17 protein-coding genes are annotated in these 16,042 nt (G+C 49.3%); 1 reads left to right on the top strand and 16 read right to left on the bottom strand.

What is annotated here, in order from left to right:
• Positions 1 to 6: 6 nt before the first annotated feature.
• Genes B152_RS0107950 through B152_RS0107900 form a run of 11 tightly spaced genes read right to left on the bottom strand, consistent with a single transcriptional unit; the run spans position 7 to position 10,973 of the window.
• Complete coding sequence (locus B152_RS0107950) at positions 7 to 627, bottom strand: thymidine kinase (RefSeq protein WP_020591875.1); 621 nt, start codon at positions 625 to 627, stop codon at positions 7 to 9.
• Between the two features lie 27 nt (positions 628 to 654).
• Complete coding sequence (locus B152_RS0107945) at positions 655 to 1,629, bottom strand: adenosine deaminase (protein WP_020591874.1); 975 nt, start codon at positions 1,627 to 1,629, stop codon at positions 655 to 657.
• Positions 1,630 to 1,679: 50 nt separating this feature from the next.
• Positions 1,680 to 2,903: a phosphopentomutase gene (locus B152_RS0107940; protein WP_020591873.1), complete on the bottom strand. Its 1,224-nt coding sequence runs from the start codon at positions 2,901 to 2,903 to the stop codon at positions 1,680 to 1,682.
• A gap of 3 nt (positions 2,904 to 2,906) precedes the next feature.
• Positions 2,907 to 4,229 carry a thymidine phosphorylase gene (deoA, locus tag B152_RS0107935; protein ID WP_020591872.1) on the bottom strand — a complete coding sequence of 441 codons (1,323 nt, stop codon included), beginning with the start codon at positions 4,227 to 4,229 and terminating at the stop codon, positions 2,907 to 2,909.
• On the bottom strand, positions 4,229 to 4,984 hold the full coding sequence (deoC, locus tag B152_RS0107930; protein WP_020591871.1) for a deoxyribose-phosphate aldolase: 756 nt from the start codon (positions 4,982 to 4,984) through the stop codon (positions 4,229 to 4,231). Before deoC ends, deoA begins: the two co-directional genes overlap by 1 nt.
• A complete protein-coding gene (locus tag B152_RS0107925) occupies positions 4,977 to 5,795 on the bottom strand; it encodes a purine-nucleoside phosphorylase (protein ID WP_020591870.1) in 819 nt (272 codons plus the stop codon). The genes deoC and B152_RS0107925 overlap by 8 nt, the downstream gene beginning before the upstream one ends.
• On the bottom strand, positions 5,788 to 6,189 hold the full coding sequence (gene cdd, locus B152_RS0107920) for a cytidine deaminase (protein WP_020591869.1): 402 nt from the start codon (positions 6,187 to 6,189) through the stop codon (positions 5,788 to 5,790). The genes B152_RS0107925 and cdd overlap by 8 nt, the downstream gene beginning before the upstream one ends.
• A 1-nt stretch (position 6,190) precedes the next feature.
• The gene (locus B152_RS0107915; RefSeq protein ID WP_020591868.1) at positions 6,191 to 7,165 is read right to left on the bottom strand and encodes an ABC transporter permease; all 975 of its coding nucleotides are present in this window, start codon (positions 7,163 to 7,165) and stop codon (positions 6,191 to 6,193) included.
• 4 nt (positions 7,166 to 7,169) lie between these two features.
• Complete coding sequence (locus tag B152_RS0107910) at positions 7,170 to 8,294, bottom strand: ABC transporter permease (protein ID WP_020591867.1); 1,125 nt, start codon at positions 8,292 to 8,294, stop codon at positions 7,170 to 7,172.
• Positions 8,291 to 9,934 carry an ABC transporter ATP-binding protein gene (locus B152_RS0107905; RefSeq protein WP_020591866.1) on the bottom strand — a complete coding sequence of 548 codons (1,644 nt, stop codon included), beginning with the start codon at positions 9,932 to 9,934 and terminating at the stop codon, positions 8,291 to 8,293. The genes B152_RS0107910 and B152_RS0107905 overlap by 4 nt, the downstream gene beginning before the upstream one ends.
• Positions 9,935 to 9,971: 37 nt before the next feature.
• Entirely contained in the window at positions 9,972 to 10,973 is a 1,002-nt protein-coding gene (locus tag B152_RS0107900; RefSeq protein ID WP_020591865.1) for a BMP family lipoprotein, read from the bottom strand.
• Between the two features lie 251 nt (positions 10,974 to 11,224).
• On the opposite strand from B152_RS0107900, the gene B152_RS0107895 reads away from it, so the two are divergent.
• Positions 11,225 to 11,953 (top strand): protein phosphatase CheZ, encoded by a 729-nt coding sequence (locus B152_RS0107895; protein ID WP_026261377.1) that lies wholly within the window; start codon positions 11,225 to 11,227, stop codon positions 11,951 to 11,953.
• 141 nt (positions 11,954 to 12,094) lie between these two features.
• Here B152_RS0107895 and B152_RS0107890 read toward each other — a convergent pair whose 3' ends face one another.
• From B152_RS0107890 to metC, 5 genes are all read right to left on the bottom strand, one after another.
• On the bottom strand, positions 12,095 to 12,400 hold the full coding sequence (locus tag B152_RS0107890; RefSeq protein ID WP_020591863.1) for a PilZ domain-containing protein: 306 nt from the start codon (positions 12,398 to 12,400) through the stop codon (positions 12,095 to 12,097).
• Between the two features lie 87 nt (positions 12,401 to 12,487).
• On the bottom strand, positions 12,488 to 12,823 hold the full coding sequence (locus B152_RS0107885; protein ID WP_020591862.1) for a peptidylprolyl isomerase: 336 nt from the start codon (positions 12,821 to 12,823) through the stop codon (positions 12,488 to 12,490).
• Positions 12,824 to 12,899: 76 nt separating this feature from the next.
• Complete coding sequence (locus B152_RS22980) at positions 12,900 to 13,685, bottom strand: response regulator (protein WP_020591861.1); 786 nt, start codon at positions 13,683 to 13,685, stop codon at positions 12,900 to 12,902.
• Positions 13,686 to 13,934: 249 nt separating this feature from the next.
• Entirely contained in the window at positions 13,935 to 14,351 is a 417-nt protein-coding gene (gene hisI, locus B152_RS0107870) for a phosphoribosyl-AMP cyclohydrolase (RefSeq protein ID WP_020591859.1), read from the bottom strand.
• Positions 14,352 to 14,422: 71 nt separating this feature from the next.
• Positions 14,423 to 15,628 carry a cystathionine beta-lyase gene (metC, locus tag B152_RS0107865; protein WP_020591858.1) on the bottom strand — a complete coding sequence of 402 codons (1,206 nt, stop codon included), beginning with the start codon at positions 15,626 to 15,628 and terminating at the stop codon, positions 14,423 to 14,425.
• Positions 15,629 to 16,042 lie beyond the last annotated feature (414 nt).

Genomic DNA, 16,042 nt, shown 5'->3' with positions numbered 1-16,042 from the left:
TTCAGATTATCGGACCCTGTTCACAGGATAGTCAAAGGGCGACGGCGACAGCTGAAGGACCTCTTCTTTAAAATGCTTTCTACAAACCGGGACATAGCGGTCATTTCCGCCAATTTCGACCTGGCTTCCTTCCCGGATCGGCTCGCCCTGTTCATCAACTCGCATCACCATGGTGGCCTTGCGGCCACAATGACAAATTGTTTTGAGTTCATGTAGCACATCAGCCCAGGCCAGCAAGCGTTCGCTGCCTTCAAACAGGTTTCCCTGAAAATCTGTGCGCAGGCCATAGGCAAGGACAGGAATGTCCAGGCAATCGACAATTTCACTGACCTGAAATACCTGCTCTTTGGTCAGGAACTGAGATTCATCGATGAAAACACAGCTGATCTGTCGTTTGGCAACTTCTGCGCGTGCCATTTCAAACAGATCATCCTGGCGACTATATATAAGGGCTTCTGCCTGAAGGCCGATACGGGATGATATTTTCCCGGTACCGTAACGGTCGTCCAGAGCGGCGGTGAAGAGCAAGGTTCCCATGCCGCGTTCCTGGTAGTTGTAGCTCGACTGGAGCAGGACTGTCGATTTCCCGGCATTCATGGAGGAATAATAGAAATAGAGTTTTGCCATTCGCAGGAAACCTGTGTTCAGAATTATTTAAGTACTTTGGAGACGAGCCAGCAGTTTTAGCTTGGTCTTTTGATCTGCGAAAGAATTTTCGATTGATGTACGAGTCAGATTGAGCAGTTCATCATCAGAAAGTCCAAAATGTTCGCGTGCGATAAGATATTCCCTTCCGATCGAAGTCTCAAAATAGGGAGCATCATCGGAATTCAGGGTTACCTTGACACCTGCTTTCCGGAGCTTAAGGAAAGAATGGTTGTTAAAATCAGGAAAAACACCAAGGGCAATATTACTGCCGGGGCAAACTTCAAGAGTGATGTCCTCCTCAATCAGTCTTTTAACCAGATCCGGGTCTTCAATCGACCTTACCCCGTGACCGATCCGTTTGACGGGTAAATGATCAAGGGCCGCGATAACACTTTCCGGACCAGCCATTTCTCCGGCATGGACATTACACAAGAGCCCAGCTTCGTGGGCAATGTTGAAGGCCCAGGCAAAATCAGAGGGATGGTGGGCATTTTCATCTCCTCCCATGCCAAAACCAACCACCAGAGGGTGAGGGGCGGCAACTGTCTGGAGGGCTACTTTTTCTGCCTGATCAGGGCCAAGGTGACGTACGCAGGTAACAATAATCCGACCTTCGATTCCGAAGTCGTTTGTTGCATCTGTTATACCTTGGACAATTCCGTCGAGATGATCCTGATATGCCATTCCGGCCATGGCAGCATGGTCGGGTGATGACATCACTTCGACATAGATGGCATCTTCTTCGGCGCAACGTTTGAGGTAATCATAGGTGACATCCCGATAATCTTCGGGGGTTCTGATGACAGCGCTGGCCATGTCGTAGGCTTTGAGAAATTCGAGGAAAGTGGTCCAGCGGAAGCTGTCTTTGTTGGTGAAAAGGCTGTCAGGAAGTGTCATGCCATGCCGGTCGGCAAGTTTCCTGACCAGGGCAGGAGAGGCTGTACCTTCAAGATGACTGTGGATTTCTGCTTTTAAAACCATATGTTTTCTCTTGGTGTTTTCTCTTGTGCCTTTGCACGGGGATGCAAAGTCTAGATAAAAGACTGTCCGCTTGTTAAGGGGGGAACATCCAGAAATTTGGCGACAGACTGTCCGATATCGGCAAAGGTGTTGCGTTTCCCGATATTACCTGTGGGTAATCCGGGGCCAAATGCCAGGATGGGGATGTTCTCCCGGGTGTGGTCGCTTCCAGTCCAGGTGGGATCACAGCCGTGATCGGCAGTAAGTATTACCAGATCGCCCTTTTTCAGTTCAGGCAGTAAAGTCGCAAGTTTGCGATCAAAATCTTCCAGAGCAGCTGCATAGCCGATTACATCCCGTCGATGACCATAGAGGCTGTCAAAGTCGACAAAGTTTGTGAAAGTCAATGACCCTTCCGGTGCGGAGCGGATCTGCACCATGGTTTTTTCGAACAGTTGGTCATGGCCGCTGGCTTTGATTACCTGTGTCGGCCCTTGATGGGCATAGATATCACCAATCTTGCCAATGGCGATCATTTCGCGCCCGGCAGCCTTCACATGATCCAGCAAGGTCGGGGCAGGGGGCAAAACACTAAAATCCCGTCGGTTACCCGTGCGAGTGAAGGTTTTTGAATCATCCCCGACAAAGGGGCGGGCAATGACCCGGCCGATATTCAGCTCATCGACCAGTTCCCGTATGATCAGGCAGAGATCCAGCAGGCGCTCAAGGCCAAAGCTTGTTTCATGCGCGGCAACCTGAATAACACTATCGGCAGAGGTGTAGAGGATCGGCTTGCCACTGGCCACGTGTTCGGTGCCAAACTCTTGGATGATCTCTGTGCCTGAGGCATGGCAGTTTCCCAGAATACCGGGGAGTTTGGCTTTGGCTATAATGTCAGAGATCAGTTTCTGGTCAAAGCAGGGCCGTTTATTGGGAAAGTATCCCCAGTCAAAGGCAACGGGGACACCTGCTATTTCCCAATGGCCGCTTGGTGTGTCCTTGCCATTGCTGATCTCACTGGCACAGCCGAAGAGAGAATTGGGGGGAGGCAGTGTGGAGGAAAAACCTTCTGGCAAGAGGCCTGTGCTGGTCCTGGCAGCCAGGCCAAGACCTAGGGACTCCATAACAGGCAGGGTCAAAGGCCCGGCTCTCAAGCCGGATTTGTCTGCTCTGTCAGCTGCGCATTCCCTTGCGATATGGCCGAGGGTGTCTGCGCCCTCATCGCCAAAAATATTGGCATCGGGGGCTCCGCCAATACCAAAGGAGTCGAGAAGAAGGATAAAGGCTCGGGCCATTTTTTAACTCTGTATTTTTTTTAAAACAGGTGCCGTTAGCACAGGACAAGTATCCGTTAGGGTAAGTGAAGAACAGTAGTTTTGGGCAGCGGTTTCAGCTGCTTCTCTTGTTTGGGCATGAACACGGGCCAATGGCTGGCGCGGGTCAATTTTTGTGCCGACAGGCTGGATATGGCTGAAGCCAACCGAATGGTCGATCTGCTGCCCTGATGTGGTTCTTCCCCCCCCAAGAGACACGACGGCAAGCCCGATCATCCGGCTGTCCATGGAGCCAAGATACCCCTCTTCCGGCATGAATACATCCATTTCTACAGCTGCCTTGACCAGGTGTTTGTCCACTGTCGAGCTGAAATCTTTTGGGCCACCCAGACCAGATATCATTTGATCAAACTTTGTACGTGCTGCACCTGTTTCAAGAACCCTTCTGATTTTGTCTTCAGCTTCCTGGGCAGACTGGGCCAGACCGCCAATAAGAAGAAGCTCGCGGCAAAGGGCATTAATAATCTCGTGCTGGTGGCCATGGTGGTTTTGCCCGGAAAGGTAGGCAACAGCCTCGTGGACCTCCAGAGCGTTTCCAGCTGTTGTGCCCAAAACCTGATTCATATCAGTGATCAGGGCACAAGTTGGCAGTCCCGCACCGGCGGCCACATCAGTAATACTCTGAGCAAGAGCTTCAGCCATTTCGAACGACTTGGCAAAGGCACCACTGCCGGTTTTTACATCCATGACCAGTCCTTGCAGACCAGCAGAAAGTTTTTTTGAGAGAATAGAGGCCGTGATCAGGGGAATGGATTCGACAGTGGCTGTTATGTCCCGGATCGCATAGAAGCGTTTATCTGCCGGTGCAAGGTTGGCTGTCTGCCCGACGATTGCACAACCTGCCTCACGGGTCGTTTTCTTGAAGTGTTCGATACTGACGTCTGTTTTGTATCCGGGAATGGCGTCCAATTTATCCAGCGTCCCGCCGGTATGACCGAGCCCACGCCCAGAAATCATCGGAACAAAACCGCCACAGGCCGCTATAATCGGGGCAAGCATCAGGCTTAACTTGTCGCCAACGCCACCAGTGGAATGTTTGTCCAGAACGGGCCCCAGACTTGAGAGCTCCTGCCAGGTAATCGTCTGGCCTGAGGTTATCATGGCCCTTGTCAGATCAATGGTTTCCGGAAGAGACATGCCTTTGAAGAAAATTGCCATGCCCAGAGCAGCTATTTGCCCTTCACTGATATTTTCGTTGGTAATTCCCTGGACAAAGAAAGAGATTTCCTCGGTGGTCAGGCTTTCACCTTCCCGTTTTTTTCGAATAATCTCCTGGGGAAGATACATCAATAGCCGCCCTGATCTGCTGCTTGCCCCTTGTGTCCAAGGACAGACAGGAGATCATCCAGAAGACCACTGGCCCCAAAGCGGAATGTCGCTGGAGTAATCCAGTTCTCACCCATGATTGTTGTGGCCAGTTCCATGTATTCAAGCGCTTGGGCATGGGTGCGAATACCACCAGATGCCTTGAACCCACAGACTGCTCCGCTGTCACGAACAGCCTCGAGCATTGTCCTGGCGGCTTCCAGAGTTGCTGAAACATCTGTTTTGCCAGTAGAAGTCTTGATGAAATCGGCCCCGGCAGAGATGACAGCTTGGCTTAATTCATAAAGTTCGGCTTGATTGGCAAAAGTGCCGCTTTCAAGAATTACCTTAAGGGAAACATCGCTTCCACAAACGTCCTTGCAGGCCTTTACCAGATCCGGAGAACTGGTTTTGTTTCCGGCAATCCACTCTTGATAAGGCACAACGACATCAACTTCGTTGCCGCCCAAGGCGATAATTTTCCGGGTTTGATGGACTGCAGATTCAAGACCTTCGTTTCCGGCAGGAAAATTTGATACTGCAGCAAAATTAACGCCAGTATTTTCAAGGGATTCACGGCATACAGAAAGGAACTGCGGGTAGACACAAACGGCTGCAACATGTGCAAAAGGGGTCACGGCCTTTGCACAGAGCGTACGAATACTTTCTTTTGTGTCGTCCGCGGAGAGGCTGGTGAGATCAAGCAGGCCCAGGGCCAGTTTTGCAGTATCAGTCATTTGTGTTTCCTAGATCCTTGAGGTAACAGCTGATCAACTTGATCAGATTTTCTGCAGCAACCTTTGCATTGCGCATGGTCTGCTCATGGGTCAGTGCTGTGTCGCTCATCCCTGCACCATAATTGGTGATAATCGAAAGGGCTGCTGTCGGGATACCAGCCCGACGGGCCAGAATGACTTCGGGTACCGTAGACATCCCGACAGCATCGGCCCCTAAAATGCCTGCCGCACGGATTTCCGCCGGAGTTTCAAAGTTAGGGCCAGAGAACCACATATAAACCCCTTCGTGCAGGGGCAGTTGCTGTTCCTGGGCCGTATGTTTCAGACGCCTCCGGATTGACGGATCATAGGCATCCGTGAGATCGACAAAGCGATCATTTCCTCTGGCACCGATCAAGGGAGACAAGCCTGAATAGTTGATATGATCTGTAATCAGCATCAGACTGCCAGGGCCCGCGTCTTTATTCAAACTGCCTGCGGCGTTGGTTAATATCAGCTGAGCGCATCCAAGGGCGCGGATTACCTCGATTACAGTCAGCATGCCACTGGCGTTACCATTTTCATAATAATGGCTACGGCCCTGAAAAACGAGCAGATCAATACCATTGATCCGCCCCAGAGTCAGAGATCCACTGTGTCCTTCGACTGAAGGGCGTGGAAAACCGGGCAGGTCTTCATACGACAGAGTGGTAGGGTTCTCGACGGCTTCGACAAGAGGTCCCAGGCCGGATCCAAGAACAATGGCGACCTGGGGTTTCATTCCCTGCAGGGCTGAACGGATAATTTCTGTTGATTTTGTAATATCAGTCATGTGTCAGATTATGAGGGCCAAATGAATCGGGGAGCAGATCATCCATGCTGTAGCTTTTTCGAATACCTTCAGGGCCACAGACATGGATACGGGTTTTCTGCGTGGAAAACTCCCGGATTTTCTGCCGGCAGCCACCGCAAGGCGTGACCAGGGCGTCGCCTGATCCCATGACATAGATCTCGTCTATCTCTTGGTCTCCGCCCTGAACCATGGAGGCTATGGCGCCAGCTTCAGCACAGGTTCCAAGTGGATAGGCTGCATTCTCGACATTACAGCCGCGATAGCTTTTCCCGCTTTTGCTGATGATGACTGAAGAGACATGAAATTTTGAATAGGGGGCGTAAGCCCGTTTCATGTCTTCCTTGAGGGTTGAGAGAATGTCGTCTTCGGTCATTCTATCGCTCCTTCACATAGGGACGGCCAATGGCTTTGGGCGCGATGGCCTTGCCGATGAAACCAGCCAGAAGAATAACGGTGAGTACATAAGGAAGAGACTGCATCAATTGTACTGGAATTTGCCCAATACCAGGGACGGAAACCCCCTCCAGACGGAAGGCGAGAGCATTGAGAAAGCCAAAAAGAAGACAAGCCAACAGTCCCGGAACCGGGCGCCATTTGCCAAAGATCATAGCGGCAAGCGCGATGTATCCTTGTCCGGCAGACATCTCGCGGCCAAAAGCAGCATTGTGGGCAGTCGAGAGGTAGGCCCCTGCAATACCGCAAAGAATTCCGGCACAAATCACTGCTCTGTAACGGAGGAATGTCACGGAGATCCCGGCGGTATCCACAGCCTGAGGGTTTTCACCGACGGCCCGCAAACGTAAACCAAAGCGCGTTTTGTAAAGCACCCACCAGGTGAGGGGAACTGCAAGGAAGGCTACATAGACCAGAAGATTGTGACCGCTCAGCAATTCGGTATAAATTGGTCCGAAAAACGGGATCTCTCTGATCATCTCTGCACCGGGGAAGGTGATGGGAGAGAAGCGGGCGTCACCGCTGAGATTGGGGGTCTGCCCACCCTGATGGAACCAGGCAATGCCAAAGGTAACCGTTAGTCCAGAGGCGAGTATATTGATCGCGAGACCGCTGACGACCTGGTTGCCTTTGTGCGTGATACAGGCAAAACCATGAAGTAAAGCCATGGAAATAGACGTGATAATGGCGGCGATGAGACCAAGCATTGCTGACCCGCTGTAGGCAGCCATAGCTGCAGCTGCAAAGGCACCGGCAAGCAGTTTTCCTTCCAGTCCGATATCAATGATACCGGATCTTTCTGAAAAAATTCCGGCCATTGCACAGAGGATCAATGGCGTGGAAAGCCTCAGAGTTGAGTCGAGGGTGGAAAGGGAAAGGAGAAAAAAATCGTCCATTGTCTTACTCCACTACCGCTGTCTTGTTTTCTTGGGTGAAGTTGCTGAAAATCCGTTCCAGTGTTGGTCTGATCATAAAAGCAAGCGCACCGCAAAAAAGGATAACAAGTCCTTGAATTGTTGTTATCATTTCTTTCTGGATCGTTGGTATTTCAAAAGCCAGTTCTGCGCCTCCCTGATAGAGGGCGCCAAACAGTAGGCTAGCGATAATGATACCCACCGGATGGTTCCGGCCCATAAGCGAAACGGCAATACCCGTGAAGCCGTAACCCGCTGTGAATTCCAGCAAGATGCGATGATGTACGCCCATGATTTCGTTTATGCCGACAAAGCTGGCCAGAGCCCCAGAAAGACACATGGTCCCGATAATCACACGCTTGGTATCTATGCCACTGTACTGTGCGGCGTTTTCATTGTGTCCCAGCATACGGATGGCGTAACCCCAGCGGGTGTGCCAGATAAAGAACCAGACAAAAATAGAGGCAAAGCCAGCCAGAACGATTGACAAGTTGAGGGGGCTTCGAGTTATTTCGGCTCCAAACCAGGCAAAAATTTCGTGCATGAAGGGTAGCCAGGCTGTTTCCTCAAAAACACGGCTTTCAGGCGATCCCGATCCACGAGCAATCAGAACATTGACCAGAAGGTAATTCATCAAGGCAGCGGCGATGAAGTTGAACATGATGGTGGTGATAACAATGTGGCTGCCGCGATAGGCCTGAAGATAAGCGGGTACATAAGCCCAGGCTGCACCGAAGAGACCTGAGGCAATGATGGCCAGTGGTAAAATCACCCACAAGGGAACATACTGATCAAGCAAAAGGCATAAAAGCCCAACGCCCAAACCACCTATATAGGCTTGCCCTTCACCGCCGATATTGAACAGGCTGGCGTGAAAAGCCACCGCGACGGCCAGCCCGGTAAAGATAAAGTTTGTGGTATAGTAGAGTGTATAGCCCAGAGCCTCGTCATAACCGAAGGCACCATTGATCATAATCTTGACTGCTTCGATGGGGTCTTCCCCGATCAGCCAGATTACAAATCCTGAAACCAGAAAAGCGAGGGCGATGTTGATCAGTGGTATTAATCCAATATCAATCCAGCCCGGCAGAGTTTTGTTTGGACTGCTCATCGAGAAACCTCCCCTGTTACTACCGCATTATCTGAGGGGGTTCCTGTTCCTTCCTCACCTGCATTGCCCATTAACAATCCCAACTGGCAAGCATCTGCATCCTTGGCACTAACGTCACCCACAATTCGTCCTTCAAACATCACGATAATGCGGTCGCTGAGGGAAAGGACTTCTTCCAGTTCGACAGAGACCAGAAGAATGGCGCTGCCAGTATCCCGCATTTTTATAAGATTTTTGTGGATAAACTCGATTGCGCCGATATCCACCCCGCGGGTGGGCTGCCCGACCAGCAAGATTTTTGGTGCACGGTCCATTTCCCGGGCCAGTACCAGCTTCTGCTGGTTGCCACCAGAGAAATTGGCTGATTTCAAATTGGGATCTTCAGGGCGGACATCGTAGTCCTGCATCAGCTGGCGACAATGGTTTTCGACAGCTTTTGTGTTCATCAGAAAGGTGCCGTTATAGGAGCTGTCATCATGATAGCCCATGATTGCCACTTCTTTCGCATCGAAAGCTGTAACCATTCCCATCCGGTGACGATCTTCCGGAACATGTGCAACGCCAAACTCTCTGATCTCTTTGGCTGAACTCGGGGTCTGGGGGGTAATCTCCCGATCTCCAATGGTAATACTGCCCTGATGGAGCGGACAGATACCGCTCAGAGCTGCAAGAAGCTCTGTTTGGCCATTACCGGAAACACCGGCTATTCCAACAATTTCTCCGGCGCGAAGAGAGAGCGATACATTGTCCAGTCGCAGGATGCCATCTTCATCGCGATAGCTTATTTCTTTTGCTTCCAGCAAGGTTTCCTGTGGTGTGGCATCGGCTTTGGTGACTTCAAGCAAAACTTTCCGGCCCACCATCAGTTCTGCGAGCTCGTTTTTTGACGTATCTTTGGTTTCGCGCTCAGAAACCATGGTTCCGGCACGCATAACCGATACCCGATCCGTAATCGCCATGATCTCCTGCAGTTTGTGTGTGATCAGGATAATACTGACCCCACGGCTGCGCAGGATATCGAGAATTTTGAAAAGCTGTTCTGTTTCCTGTGGGGTCAGAACTCCTGTCGGTTCATCAAGGATAAGAATTTCTGCTCCCCGATATAACGCCTTGAGGATTTCCACACGCTGTTGCAGGCCGACAGGAAGCTCCCCAATCAAGGCGTCCGGGTCAACAGCAAGGCTGTATTCCTGCGAGAGCCTGAGCAGTTCATCCCGGGCTGAAATACTGCTTTTGTTCAGCAGGCTGCCACCTTCGGCGCCGAGCATGACATTTTCGAGAACGGTAAAGGTTTCCACGAGCATAAAATGCTGGTGAACCATACCGATTCCGGCAGATATCGCGTCTTTTGAGGAACGAATATCCTGTTTCTTTCCATTGATGAATATATCTCCGCTATCGGCTTCGTAAAAGCCGTAGAGGATGCTCATCAAGGTTGATTTTCCGGCGCCATTTTCACCGATGATGCCGTGGATGGTTCCCGGGAGAACTTTCAGGTCGACATTCTGATTGGCTTTTACCGGACCGAAACTCTTGCTTATGCTCTTGAGTTCGATAGCTGGGGTTTTACTTGTGGTTGGGGGGGCTGTTTGCCCCCCCGCCACGTCAGACCTGCTGGTCGCGATCTGTTCAACAGTCATGCGAAACCTAATATTATGGTTACGGATAAATCAGCAATTACAGGGAAGGACAGCTGTTGTCTTCCATGTAATCGTGAACAGATATCTTTCCGGCAACAATCTCTTCGCGTGCCTCTTTCACCTTGGCTGTCATTGCATCGGTGATCAAAGATTTGTTGTTATCATCAAGCGCCCAATCCACACCGTTCTCAGCCAGGCCAAGGGAAAGAATCCCTGGTTTCCAGGTGCCTTCCATTGCTGTCTTGAAGGTATTATAGGCAGCAACATCAACCTGTTTTGTCATGGAAGTCAGCATGGTGCCGGGCTGAAGGTGGTTCTGGTTTGAATCAACACCAATTGCCAGTTTTCCGGCATCTTTGGCAGCCTGGTATACACCGATTCCTGTTCCCCCGGCTGCAGCAAAGATAACGTCTGCCCCGCGGTCAAACTGACTCTTGGCCAATTCACTGCCTTTGCCCGGGTCATTCCAGGCGGAGGGAGTGGTGCCCGTCATGTTACTCAGGACACTGGCGTCTCCTTTGACATATTTCGCGCCCTGTGCATAACCGCAGGCAAACTTCTGGATCAGCGGAATATCCATCCCACCAATAAAGCCGACGGTATTGGTTTCAGAAGCCATTGCTGCAAGAACACCAACGAGGAAAGATCCTTCATGTTCTTTAAAGACAACGGATTGCACGTTGGGGAGATCGACGACGGCATCAATAATCGTAAAGTGTATATCAGGATATTCCTGAGCAACTTTTGCGATCGCTGCTTCCTGGGCAAAACCAACACCAATGATAGGGTTGGAACCACGCTGGGCCATTTTGCGAATAGCCTGCTCGCGCTGTGAGGGATTTGTCACCTCAAATTCTTTATATTCAATCCCGGTTTCGGATTTGAATTTTTCGACACCGTTGTAGACGCCTTCGTTAAAAGATTTATCGAACTTGCCGCCCATGTCGAAGACAACGGCAGGTTTGATTTCATCTGCATAAGAGGTTGCAGCAGCCATAGCAATGAATGACGCAGCAGCCGTCTGGAACAGCTTCTTCATTGTGAAAGTCCCATCCCTGTTATTTTTCATTTAAAAAGTTGTCGTTACCGGATTCACACCGGAGTCCGGCGGATATGTTGATCTAAAAGACCGGAATATTCAACCAATCGTTCTTGTTAAATTAAAAATTTTGTTCAATTGGTCAAATTTTTTATCGATTTTTTGCACTATTTTGTCGCTATTCAATAAATCATTAAGTTTGTTGATTTAAGGTAAGCAACGATTTTGGGGGTATTTGTTGGAGCCTGAATATGAGTACGATTGAGCCTAAGAAGGAATATGCAGCTGAACGGGGTGTTCGTCTCCGCAGGGGATTAGCACCTGATGCTGTTGTTTCGAATATGCATCTTTTTGAGGCGATCAACGAACTTCGCCAGGAAATAACGGCGCTGAGACAGTCAAATTCTGTACCGCGCGCACCTGCTGCCGAGGCATCTGCTGCAGCCAAGAGTTTCAATGACGCGGAAGATGTGCGTCTTGAGATTGCCCAGATGGTCAGAATGATTGGCAAAACCAAAAAAGAAATCGCGGCTATCAAACATCCTGACGATGCCGACAATCCTTTTGCCAAATCGACCAATGAACTGGATGCCATTGTGCTGGCGACAGAGACCGCGACAAATGCAATTCTGGATGCAAACGAAAAGATAGAGCATATTGTCAATGAACTATCCGGTCTTCTTCATGACGATTCAGATGTACAGACGGCTTGTGAGAAAATTGCTGGAAACGTTATAACAATCCTCGAAGCATCCAATTTTCAGGACATTACCGGTCAACGTATGACCAAGATCATCAATACCCTCCGGTTTATCGAGGACCGGATTGTTTCCATGATTAATATCTGGGGGGTTGAAGCCTTTGTCGATTTGCCTGTCGGGGTTGAGGATGGACGCGATGGCGACGACCAGCTTATGAATGGTCCTGCTGCAGCCAACGAAGGCATTACCCAGGACGATATCGACGCGTTGTTTGATTAGCCCAGGACATGAAGTTTGAGATCTGATGATCTCTTTCTGTAATCAGTGATTTTATCCGATTCTGTAATCAGTGATTTTATCCGAAATATTTTCCGGAAACGCAAAAAGCGGCACAAGTGCCGCTTTTTGCGCAGCTATAAATCAGGCTTCCTGTGGCTCACCAAGTTCTTCATCCAGCTGCTCCTTGATGACGGGAGATGAGCTGAGCTGAACAACAAAACCATCCGTAACGTGCCGAATGACCTGCCCCTCGAAGCGCCCAAGACTGTCGACATGAATCTCGATCATCGTCTCGGGTTCTGGTCGCGCTTTCGTTTTAAAGCGTATCCCGCTTCCGGATATGTCTTTGCATTCTGCTGGTTGCCAGGAATCATCAATAAGAAGTAAAGCCTTCAGTTTGCGAGGGTGGCGGGTATAGTCGCGGCGATCTGCTGCGTTCGGTTCCATTCCATTTTCTCCCTCCTGAATGACTTTATCTATTTCTTTCTTGTCCTGACTTTATACCTGATTTTGGTTTTCTACTGGTTAATTTTCTTATTCAGTCCGCTGGATCAGATGATAACCGAAAGCTGTCTCTACCAGATCACTTGTCTGGCCGGGTTCCATAGCAAAGGTTGCTTTTTCAAACTCGGGAACCATCATGCCGGGACCAAAATGACCCAGATCTCCACCTTCCTGGGAAGAAGGGCAATCTGAATTTTCTTTTGCGAGTTCTGCGAAAGCAGCACCATTATCAATCTGGGTTTTCAGATCAATCATCAAGCTCTCAGCTTCGGCTTTTGTACGTGTCGCAGTCGAACGCATGGATCCTTCGTACATGAGGAGGATATGGGACGCGCGTACCTGATCAGTCATAATTTCTTTCTCCATAAAAAAAACCGCACGTTAGGCGGGGAATGTCCCTGAACATAACGTGCGGATCTCAATGATCAATGGTTGGGTGAAATTATGTGATATTAAATTTGTGCAATACATCCGCAAGATCATCACCAAAGGTGTTCCCGCGCCGGATAACGCCTACATTCATGGGCAGGGCCTGCATGTCGGGGTGATCAGGCGTCAGGCTGGTGAGAACGGCAACATGGGTGTTTTTTGTTGATGGCATTGCCTTGAGAGCACAAGCCAGGTCGGCGCCCCCCAACCGAGGCATCACCATGGAGGTGATAATCAGATCGGGGCGGGTCTCCAGTATCATTGTAATGGCTTCAAGAGGGTCGGTTAGTGAGGTTACACGGTATCCACAGGCCTCCAGCTCCCTTGCCACAACCTTCCCGGCTGTTTTCTGAGGGATAACCAGAAGGACCTCAGTGTTGGTGATCTCAATATCTTCAACGTTGAATGTGCTTTTGTGCGGCATACTTCGCACAACTTCAGCAATGCTTGCTTGGGGTAGATCTTCACCATCCAGCAGGGCAAGAATCCGGTCGCTGTAAGTCTGGAGATCTTTAATGTGCTGCGGCTGGAGTTCCGTAACACCCCCCAGATATTCATCAAGTCGATGGGTAATGGCTGCAAAACCGGGAATACTTACAGATTTTGCTTTAAAACGCAGGTTTGACGAATCCTGTACCAGTTTTTCAGCCGCTTTTTTACCATCGATATGACCGGTACGAACCTGTTGAAGCGTGAGCTCGAGATTGGAGGCAACGTCCCTTGCTTCATCAAGCATTTCGCTTTCGGCAAGTTTGTCTGCTTCTTCTTCGCTGATCACTGAACCTGATTTATTACTCATCAATCTACCACCTAAATATTCATAATATTTCCAGCACAAGATAACCCTAATGGGTTAATGCTCTGCTAAAATACCTTGATCTGGCAGCATTTTTTGAGGGAAACATACTTATTGTGTTCTATCGATGGGGAAAAAGGCAAGTTTGCCTGTCTGTGGTGGGATTATGTCCGGGCTGGCAAAAAAAAACAGACTGTTACACTTCATTCCGTAACAGCCTGTTTTTTTTTATAGCCCTGCTTTCATTGCCCCTTAAGAACTGGAATAAAGGGTTTCAGGTGGAATTGTCACATCCATGATTTCTTTAATAGTGCCTTCGGCATCTACAGACCGATAAAAACAACTGCGTCTGCCTGTGTGACAGGCCACCCCGTGCTGTTTGACTTTAACCAGAACAGTATCACCGTCACAGTCGATCAGAAAATTCACCAAATCCTGGTGCTGTCCTGAAGTCTCACCTTTTTTCCAAAGATTTTTTCTGGAGCGGGACCAGTAGCAAACTCTGCCACTTTGGAGCGTTTCACGGATGGCGTCAGCATTCATCCACGCCATCATGACCACGTCTCCTTTTTCCTGATCTTGTGCAATGGCAGGGACGAGCCCTTGTTCATCAAATTTGATCTGAGCAAGAATTCTTGCCAGTGTATCATCGTTTATTCTTGTCTGCACAGGCGGTTATCCTTCAGTTTCAGGCCCTCGGGGCCGTGCTAATTATACGGCCCTCTTTGTCTTGATACTTTTTATCGGGACATTCTTTCAAATCCTGATTCTAAATCTCGAATAAGGTCATCGGTGTCTTCAAGACCGATATGAAGCCGGAGCAGGGGACCTTCTGCGGCCCATTTGGTCGCTGTGCGGATTGAGCTTGGATTGCTTGGCAGTATCAGGCTTTCATAACCACCCCAGCTATAGCCGATGCCGTACAGATCCAGATCATTGACCATGGCATTGACGGCGGCTTTGTCTACAGGATTGAGCACAATGCTGAAGAGGCCAGAGGCGCCGGTCATATCACGTGACCAGAGTGCATAACCCGGATCCTCTGGAAGAGCAGGGTGAAGAACTCGGGAAACTTCCGGGCGCTGTTGCAGCCATTTGGCAACCTCAAGTCCGCTTTCCTGGTGTTGACGAAGGCGTACTGCCATTGTTCTCAGGCCGCGTTGCGCCAGATAAACATCATCCGGTCCAGAACATTGCCCGAGATGAAAAGTGGTTTCCTTTATTTTCTCGTAGCAGGCTTCTGTCGTTACAATTAACCCAAGCATCGCATCGGAATGGCCGACAATGTATTTGGTTCCGGCGTGAACAGAGATATCCACCCCGAGATCAAAGGATTTACAAAACAGAGGTGTTGCCCAGGTGTTATCCATCATAACAAGGATGCCTTTGTTATGTGCAGCCTTTGAAATTGCAGGAATATCCTGCATTTCAAAGCTATGCGAACCTGGAGATTCGGTGAAAATTAGTCGGGTGTTCTCTTTGATCAGAGACGTTATATCTCCTCCGATCAGAGGGTCGTAATAACTTGTTTCGACCCCCATTCTTTTCAGTACATCATTGCAGAAAAAACGTGTCGGTGCATAAACGGAATCTGTGACCAGTATGTGATCACCGGATTGAACAACGCTAAGAATGGCTGTTGTAATAGCTCCTAGGCCAGAGGAGACAGCAAAGGCTCCATATCCTCCTTCCAGGTCTGCGACGGCATTTTCTAAAGCAAAAATAGTGGGAGTGCCCTGGCGACCATAGTTGATTGTGCCCTTTTCGAATTTGGTCGCGGCCCGTGCCTCCATCTCTTCGACAGTGTCAAAGAGTATGGTCGATGCATGGTACACTGGCGGGTTAACCACACCATAATTCTGATGAGGATCTCTACCCAGTTGTGTCACTCGGGTCGCTTGAGAGAAATTCTTGGATGAGTCTTTGGGTGAAGCTGTACCGGTCATGCGCACTCTCTGGAGAATATACGGAAGGGATATAGTTTTGATGCAGCATCCTTTCTGGCTTCCGACTTGGCAAGCGTTGTGTCAATTTTTCCCATCTGTTTTACAAAAAATATCAGAGTCTTTTCCCTGAAAAAGTGGCTGGTGAGGGAATCCCTGTGTGGTGGTGGTAGACGCATAAGGGTCTCTAATAGGTGAAATTAACCATAATTTGAGTGGAATAAATATTTTTAAGAAAAGAAAATTTTAAAGATAATTATCTGATTTTCTTTCTAATCTTTTGATTTTTAATAAAAAAATGAAATCAAGAAAAAATTGTATCCTGACAAAGCAAAAAAGGCGGTTTTCGGAAAGGCTTGTTTAGGTTACTGGTATGGGTATGTTTATTACGTCGGCGATCAAGTCGTATGCCGGTAA

It is taken from the genome of Kiloniella laminariae DSM 19542 (assembly GCF_000374005.1).
GTDB lineage: Bacteria > Pseudomonadota > Alphaproteobacteria > Kiloniellales > Kiloniellaceae > Kiloniella > Kiloniella laminariae.
Note: the sequence above shows the minus strand (reverse complement) of the source record. Positions and strands in the feature narration are given on the sequence as shown.